Genomic DNA, 8,940 nt, shown 5'->3' with positions numbered 1-8,940 from the left:
ACCATCACCAAGCTGACCCCAAGTGTTGTTTCCCCAGGCATAAACCTCACCAGAACTCGTCACTGCCAACGAAAAATTACCAGCAGACACGCTCATCACATCCGAAAGCCCCTCCACACGAACCGGCGAAAGACGGCGCGTTGTCGTACCATCACCCAGCTGACCGCCCTGGTTCAGGCCCCACGCATAAACTTCCCCTGCACCCGTCACTGCCAAAGAATGGCTATTGGCCGACACACTCACCACATCCGTCAACCCCTGCACACGCACCGGCGAATAGCGGTTCTCAGTCGTACCATCACCCAGCTGACCGTAAAAATTGCTTCCCCACGCATAGACCTCGCCAGAACTCGTCACAGCCAGTGAATGGTCTTGGCCCGCCGCGATATCTACGATCTCTGTCTCATCGGGAAGCTCAGGGTCAGGCCCCGGACCCTCACCATCCTCTCCATCCTCCTCTTGAGGCAGCTGCGGCAGGTACGTGTCCTGGTCCCATTCGAAACTCGCCAGAGTGAAACGCTGATTCAGATTAAAGAGGGTTGCAGTCAGAAGAACCCTGTCGATAATCGGCACAGTCAATGCGACTCGGCCACCGGCACCTACTTCGCCGAAGACCTCAAGTGCAATGCGTGAACCCACTTCATCGATAGTGGCGGTGGCCTCTAAGCCTGCCTTGGCGCCTAAAGAGAGCGTCGGACCCGCGGCATCGTAGATCCTTACCGTGAAGTCCAAACGCGGGCCTACCGAGGCCTCAAGGCCACCGGTTACTTCCGCTGTCCCGTATCTGCCAAGAATCGGGGTGCTGTATGTGGTCGAGGGCGCCTCACTGATGTCACGCATGCCGCCCTGACTGCTGTAGCCGAAACCGTACCGGGTGGTGCGCTCCACGCTGAATTCGGTGCTCATCTGCACATCTGCGGTCAGCCCCGCCTCAAACACCACACCCGCCTGAGAAGTGATGACCACAGGAACCGGACCCACAGAGAAGGTGAGCGGGCTGAACCGTATGTTCCCACGCGCTCGCTCCAGCGACTTGGTCGCTGCGACGCTGAGGTTCGCCTCGACCCCGGCGCTGACTTTGGCGCCAGTGGTCACCACTGTCTGGAAGTCCTCAACGCTTACGCTGGGAATCCCCCAGGACCACTGAGCAGAGATCCTCAGCACGAAGTCGAGACTGACAGACACTTGCGCTCTACTGGACAACGCAAGTCCGCCCGAAGCCCGTATTGCGCGCTTGGTGTCCTCCTGCGTCGCTTCAGTGGCATGGGAACTGTCGCGGGCATCAGAAGAATCGGTATCCCAGCTCAGGGCCAGTCCGAGTCCCAGACTTCGCCGGACTCCGGTGTCCACTCCAAAACTTGCCGGGACGGTGCCCAGAACACTGCTGTCACCGATCCCATACGAGGTGAGATTCATCTCTTCGACAGTGCCCAGACCTTCTGGAAGTGGGTCTACATCAACCTCGCCCCCCTCCAGAAGGGCGATCGCTGGTATCCCTTCGTCAACGATCTCGACGCCGTCCTCTTCCTCGACGACCTCCTCGATGACGGGGTCCCCAGCAGCAAGAAGGTCAACTTGGTCCTCCTCATTGGCTTGGAAGATCACATCGGTCAACGCCGCCTCGGACGTGGTCACCAGCCAACCGTGCTCAGTGAGATCAATGGCCTCCACACGACGGAGGAATCCCTCCGGCGCATTGTCGGCGACGTCGCTGACGATCACCTCCCCTGGTGCAAACGTGGGTTCCACATTCAGCGTGACGGAGTCCCCCTCCACGCTGTGGACGACTTGCTGCCCTTCGATAGTGACAGGAAGAACCGTCGCATCCTCGGAGACCACCACGGTATCCTCGCCGGGCAGGCTCACCCGCAGCGACACTGAATCGCGTGACTGCTGACCGGAACGATCAGTGGCGACAACTGTGAACTCGTATTCCCCGGATTCCGGAACTGCCGTGTCGAAAGTCCACGAGGCCCCGTCCTGCGCGTGACGCACCGCAGCGGACCCTACAACTGCCCCGTCTACCTCAATGATCACCGACTCGAGGCTGGAGCCGGGCACATCAACTGTCCCGTTGAGAGTCAGCAGGCCGCCGTCGGCCAGATCGATGTCAGTCCCGTGCGCAGGTCCATCGACCTGCACCACTGGGCTCTCGCCCTGCGGCGCATCAGCACTGAGGAAGCCACCGACATACTGCATGCTGAGGTCGCTGGTGCCGCGACCGATGCTCGCTGACACCTCGCCATCGGAGACATCGACCAGAGCCAACTGCGGCAGGGCTCCGGCAATGGGGTCCACGAAGATGCCCTGACTTCTCAGGGACTCGGTGACCTCAAGGCTCACAGCCGTCAGCTCCTCAGCGGGACTGACGTCCACCAGTGCCAGAGCGACTGCGGTATCCGAGGTCACCAATGCCTCACGGACTGCCTCCTCCCCAGCGCTGAGTGAGAACTCATCGCTGCCCCGGCCCGGATGGAAACCATAAGCCGCGTTCACCCGTTCCGCACCTTGGGGCGCCTCAGGAACCCACCCGCGAACATCCAAGGAATGCGATGACACTCCGGCGGGAAGACTCACCGCAATATCCCCGTCTTCACTGGGGGTGACAACAGTTGTCACCACCGAGGTTCCGGGGTGAATCTGCACCTCCTGACCGGCAATGTGCAAGGTGCCGGCTGCCTCCGCTTCAACCCGTGCTGACACATGTACTGCTCGAACGTTCTCGGAGGGCACACCGCCCAGGCCCACCACACCAATCGTGAGGTCCTCACCTGAGGTTTCGTCACCAGCCAGACCTGTGTTGGTATCTGCGCGGGTCACCGGCTCCGGCAGCACGATGGTGGAGCCAGGAATCTCTGGGTCACCGATGAAGGTGGACAGCACCTCAACCCGAACACCGACGTCCCCAGAGGACTCGATCCCCACCTGGCCATCGACCACTGGCAGCAGGACCACCGTCGAGGCGGTCTGCCCCTCGGGCACAGCAAGCGCAGGTGTTCCGGCCGCCGAGATCAGCACGCTCTCCGACGGCTGAAAGACACCGATTCTGACCAGAGCCGCATCGTGATCCTCGGGGAGTCCCGGAACCGGGATGGTCGTCTGCTCCCCCGCCGTCAATGTCTCACCACGACCTGCTTGAGATTCCCGCAGGGGTGTGCGTTCCACCCTCTCGTAACCGGCAGCCTCAGTCACCGGATCCAGCTGCACATCTGTTGCCGGCAGCGGAGCTGCTCCTGCAGGCACAGCAAGACCAACGGTCAATGACAGTGTCGCGACTGTGCTGACGGCAAAGGTCAACGCTCGCTTCATCAATGTCATCCCAACCTCCTACGCTGTGCAAGCTTGTACACACCGAATCCGATCGCGGCGACTACGAGGCTCGAAGCCGCCAGGATCAGGATCACTCCCGACCCTGTCACGGGAAGACCGCCCTCAGGCTGCTCAGTATCATTAGACTGCTCGGCGCTCCCCTCCTCCGGCACCTGCGAAGCACTGTGCGTGGGTGATTCAGTAGGTGATGTGCTGAGCGGCTCTGAGGCCTCCGGACTCTCCGTAGCAGCGGGCCCCGGTGCCTCAGTGCTGGTCTCAGTCTCAGACGGTGAGGGTGTCACTCCAGTGGGGTCCGAGCTGGGTAATGGGCTGGGGTCCGTGGTGCCCTCGCCGGTAGGCGTCGGCGTCGGGGACGGCAACTCATCGGCGCCGTCGTCGGGCTCATCGGTGGCACCGTCGTCGGATCCAGTGTCCTCCGGGCCGCCTGGCTCCTCCACCGTGGGCAACGCGAGGTCCTGGCCCCATCCGAGAAGAACTCTGCTATCAGCATCAACGAAGGTCACCGCCAGATGCACCTCTGCCGGCTCCTGATGGGCTCCCAGGGCAAGAGCGAAGTCACCGGGTTCCACCGGCGTAATCGCCGTCACCCCAAAAGCAGTCGTGTGGAAGGTCAAGTCCTCCACAAGCGTTGGTTCAACTATTCTTCCGGAAACCTCTGCAACACTCAGACCAGGGGTTTCGAGGTCGATCCATACCTCCACAGCCTCTTCGGGAGCCACGAGATGCACTGTTGTCACATTCTCGCCGTAGTCAACGCTCTCAGCTGCGGTGGCCGGAGATGCCAGCCCTGAATACACAAGTATCAACGCTGCCATTCCGGACAGCGCAACTCCCAGTCTTCTTCTCACCGGAACCCCTCGAATCGCTCTGAACACGATGCTGGTTGATCCGGGGCCGCAGGCACCGGATTTTCAGCAAACTTTCAGAACTATTTCACTCTGCGCCCAGTTCCTCCGCATTTCCGGGCACAATCCGGAAGATCCGGAAACCCGGAACCGCAACATCAGTCAGCCGCGCCGAGCATCACGCGGTGCTGCTTACCTCGTCCGGTCTCAGGTATTCTGCCGAGTCTTGGTGTCCGGCGCGGGGGCGGCGTCGTTGTCTTGCTGCTTCTTCTGCACCGCGATCAGCCGCCAGATGGCCGCACCGATGATGAGCGCTCCCACCGCGATCAAGAACAGGAACATGATCTCTCGCAGCGCCCAGAGGATGGAGAGGATGATGACGACGGCACCCCAGTAGACTCCCAGCCGCACCCCGCGCAGCAGCCCGGCCACCAGCAGCAGTGCCGCACCACCAAGCGCAGTGAACTGCACCGCGGCCGCATCGGCCAGCAGCGCCACTGCCGAGAGCAGCAGCACGGCGATGCCTCCGGTGAGCCAATGGGCCAACTGCCAGCCGCTGAGCCGGTCCCGGTCACTGCGGGGATAGAGCCACAGCTCGGCAGCGAGCACCATGGTCAGCACCACCAACAGCGTGACGGCGACGGCGACCGCTCCCGGGTCAGTGGCCGTACCGTAGGCGAACAGCACCGAGAACGGGAGGACGATCGGCCCCAGCAGTGCGGCCGGGTGGCGCAACCGCCTCAGGCGCAGGGCAGCAGCCGTCATGGCGACATGCATGGCAGGCACCGTCCAGGCCAGTGGTGCGGCCACGTGCTGTTCAGCACTGACCAACGGTGCCAGGGACGCCAGAGCCGCGCCTGCCCCGGTGACTGTCATCAGCTGCCGGCGGGAGCTTCCACGCGGCCAGCGCCGACGGGCCACAAGCACAGACACCACCAGAACGATGAAGACACCGGTACCGCTGAGATACCCGAGGACCGAGGCGTGGTTGCCAGGAGCTCCGAACAGCTGGACTCCGCGCAGCAGCTCGGCGGTGATGACCGCTGTCAGGGCGGCACTGCCGGCAGCCAGATACCCCGGGGCGGCGAACGGTGCCTCCGGAAGGCGCGCTCCCCAGATCAGCGCCCCGGCACCGACCATCGCAACGGCGGCGGCCACCACTGCCTGCACCCACCAGGCGCCGCCGATGACCAGTACCCCCAGCATGATCAGCAGCACCGCACAGGCATAGGCACGGGCGGCAAAGAGATCACGCACCGGCAGGGGGTCCTCGGAGCCCGCAGCCCGGACTGCGCCGCGGGCAAAGATCACGCTGGCCACGGCCCAGGGCACTGCGGTGAACCACCACAAATCCCCGGCCAGCCCGAGCAGCAGCATCACCATATTCACCACTGCCAGCCACAGCACATTGGCTGCCAGGTGCGTAGGGACCCAACGGTGTGCGGGGCCGCGGCTGAGCCGGGCAGTGCCGGCCAGTTCACCGGCGAAGACCAGACCCGCCAAGGCCAGTGCACCAGCGGCTGAGACAAGGTGCACCGCATCCAGCGGGGCCGGCCTCCCCACGTGGACCGCAGCTGGCCAGTTGAGGGCCAGGGCAGACAGCACCAGCGCTGCGGCGAAAACTGTCAGCCGAACCCCGGTGAGACTCAGCCTGATGGCAGAACCCGGCGCAGTGCTGCCATCAGGCAGCGTCCCCTGGGCAGCCGAAGCCCTACCTGATGCGCTGAACACTCCCGCCGGATGCTGTGCGGCACGGTGCACCAGCAGGTGCAGACAGATGATTGCTGCACCGCCCAGCAGAACCTGAAGGGCAGCTTCCGCAGGTGCGGCCCTGAGGGATGAAAGACCCAGCAGGTGCCACGCGCTCAGCAGGAAGGCCACCACCGCAGCGGTGCCTGATGCTGCCAGCACCCGGTGGCGTCGGTTCAGATTCCTGGAAGCAGCATCCGGCACCTCGGAGCTGGTGGCACCTGTGCCCATCAGGACAAGCGCTGCAACGGTGGAGGCAGCCACCGCCAGACCGGCTACCAGCAGCAGATCCAGCGGGTACCGGTGATCGGCGCCCGGGAGCAGCTCAGTCACTGCCCGGCCCAGCAGGTAGACCGCCGCAGCTGCTGCTGCCGGGGCAGCCACCGGGCTCTCCGGCAGCCTGCTTGCGCTGCGGAAGGCCAGCAGCGCCACCAGTGCGGCGGCAGCTGCCACGGCCGCATCGGCCCACCACGCTCCAGTACCGGTGAACACGACGACGACGGCACCGGCCAGCACCAGTGCGCCGTAGAGACGGCTCGGAATCAGGCGCGCCGTGGTGGAAACCGTCTCCCGGTCTCTCCGGCGCAATGCGTGGAGACCCGCCCAGCAGGCGATGGCCCAGGCAGGCACCGTCAGCCACCATAGGTGGCCGGCGGTGCCGGGCAGCACCGAATCACCGTAGAGGACCGCGAGGTTGATCAGCCCGGCCCAGATGCCGTGCATCGCCAGGTGCGTCCCCGGCCACAGCTCCGGGGCCCACAGTCCCGGGGCATGACCCGGTCGCAGGGTCCGCCCCCACCGGGCTGGTGTCAGTGCTCCTGCGGTGAGCGCTTCGGCTGCACCGAAGGCGATCAGAGTGATCAGGGCATAGCCCGCAGCAGGATGGCTCGGCTGTCCAGACATGACCCAGGCAGAGACCCAGTCGATGCTCAGCACCGCGATAATCGCTCCTGCGGCAAAGCTCAGGGAGCGGACCCAGGAGTACTGCTGCTCGGTAGTCATCGTCATCGCATCAGGCGTGCGGACCAGCATCAGCACTGCGGTGCCATAGACCACCGCCATCGCCGCGACCGCATAGACCGGCTGCAGCACACCGCTGAGCCCGAATGCACCAGCGCCGGCGGCGAGACCGGCCGCGCTGAGCACCCAGTAGATCACTGATTCCACCGGCGGTGCCTGCCACTGGAGTCCGCGGACGGCCAGCAGCAGCACCACGACTGCCGCTCCTAGGGCCAGGCCCAGCAGAACCAGCCGACCACCAAGCACTGCATCATCTGTGAGCCGGCCGAGGCTCCAGCCCACCACGGCCAGACCGGTCACCGCCTGGGCACGGTGAATGAGTCCACGCACGGCCGGCGTGGCCATCTTGAATTCGGCGGCGGCCCAGACGGCCAACCACATCACGGTGAACCACGGGTGATGGGGCAACGCCATCGCGCCAGCCACGCCCAGGGTACAGCGCAGCCCGAGACCTAGTGCCCGCTGCTCCGGCGGGCGGCCCCGCTTGGCCAACACCAGCAGCGCATAACCGCCAGCCACCACCAGGGCACCAGAGGCCAGTGCAAGCCATCCGTAGTCGACAGCCGTGAGGGCGCTGCCGGGCAGCACAAGCACCGCCTGAGCAGCAAGCGCCGGCAGAACTGCCGCCGCAAGGCTTCCGCCCAGATCCCATCGGCGCATTCGCCGCCTGGTGATGCCCTGCACCAGCATCCTTTGTCCGCGCGGAAGCCCGCTGAGCAGGGGGGTCACTGCCACCAGAAGGAAGACCACGGCACACCACAGGCTCAGCACGGCCAAGGCTCCTGCAGCCTCCACGCGGTAGTGCAGCAGCAGGCTTAACAGCGCAGCGGTGGCTGCCACCCTGGAGGCGAGGGCAAGGACTGGCCGGTACTCCGCGGCCACCGGCCGCACGGCATTGACCGCGTAGTAGCCTGCAGTCGCGGTGAACAGCAGCGCGTAGTCGCGGCTGCCGATCTCACCAGCGAGCAGCGCAGCGGCGATCAGCACCCCGGGCACCACTATCCAGTGCAGCTGGTTGAAGGGTCGGCGCAGCACTGCGGGGAAGCGCTCGCCCAGCACAAGGACGCCCAACTGCACCGCGGCAGAGATCACCATGATCGCCACCAGCGTCCACACCAGGGGCGTCTGAAGGACTGATGTTGAGCCGAAGATCGACGAGTAGAGGAACGGGATGACCAAGTAGCCCAGCACTCTGCTGTCCAGGTGCATCGAGGCATAGCCGTAGACCACCAGGCCGACCACCGATACTGCCATCCACGTGATGCGGCCGTTCTGGATGAAGGCCTCGTTGACCGGCACCGCGGCCACCGCCAGCAGGGCCAGTGAGGTGCCGAAGATGGCATAGCCGGCAGGCTTGAGAATGGTGACTCTGCTGGACAGGAGCAGCCCGGTCACCGCGAAGACCAGGTAGGCCAAGATCAGCGAGACCGCGGTGAATACCGGGGTCTGCGACGCCGCCACGAAGGCCAGAGCAGCCGCTGTGAGCACCAATCCTCCCACATAGAGCGAGATGTTGATCGAGCGGTGCTCATCGGCAGGTGTGCGCGCACGGCGCGGTTTCTTCGGTGGTGGCCCCGTGGGCTTCTCGCGCAGGATGGTCGGCAGCTGGGCGTTGGTGGACTGGACCTGCTGCGACTGCGCGGAGGCAGGCGGCCTGGAGGGGGCCGTCCATTGCGCGGGCCTGGGCGCGCCAGGCTCTCGGAGGGCATCCGCACCGGCGGCTGGTTCCTGACCCGGCTGCCGGTCTTCACGGTGTGGCCTCAGGGCCAGAGGATGGTCAATACGGGGAGAGAGTGCACTGGACTGAACACCCTTGCCCTTGGAGTGCCTGCCGATGGCATAGCCGATGACCATCCCGGCGAAGAAGGGCACGCTGAGAATCAGCAGAATGATGACTAGTATTCCCACAGTACCGCCCTCCGCCCGGCCCTCCGTGTGAGGGTGATCATCCCGTTTTTCCAGCACCGCGGGCTGGATGGACCCCGAGTGATTCCTC

The 8,940-nt window shown here is 64.7% G+C and carries 3 protein-coding genes; all 3 read right to left on the bottom strand.

All coding sequences use genetic code 11. The annotated features are described in order from the left end of the window. On the bottom strand, positions 1 to 3,318 hold a 3,318-nt coding region (locus DVO78_RS17745; protein WP_420799078.1), incomplete at its 3' end, for an RCC1 domain-containing protein. Continuing rightward, the gene (locus tag DVO78_RS08030) at positions 3,315 to 4,178 is read right to left on the bottom strand and encodes a prolipoprotein diacylglyceryl transferase (RefSeq protein WP_157983937.1); all 864 of its coding nucleotides are present in this window, start codon (positions 4,176 to 4,178) and stop codon (positions 3,315 to 3,317) included. The genes DVO78_RS17745 and DVO78_RS08030, both read right to left, overlap by 4 nt. 204 nt (positions 4,179 to 4,382) lie before the next feature. Next, entirely contained in the window at positions 4,383 to 8,852 is a 4,470-nt protein-coding gene (locus DVO78_RS17520; protein ID WP_157983936.1) for a hypothetical protein, read from the bottom strand. Positions 8,853 to 8,940 lie beyond the last annotated feature (88 nt).

Origin of the sequence: Nesterenkonia muleiensis (assembly GCF_003600155.1) — a bacterium.
GTDB lineage: Bacteria > Actinomycetota > Actinomycetes > Actinomycetales > Micrococcaceae > Nesterenkonia > Nesterenkonia muleiensis.
The sequence above is the reverse complement of the archived record's forward strand: the minus strand, read 5'-3'. Positions and strand labels throughout refer to the sequence as shown.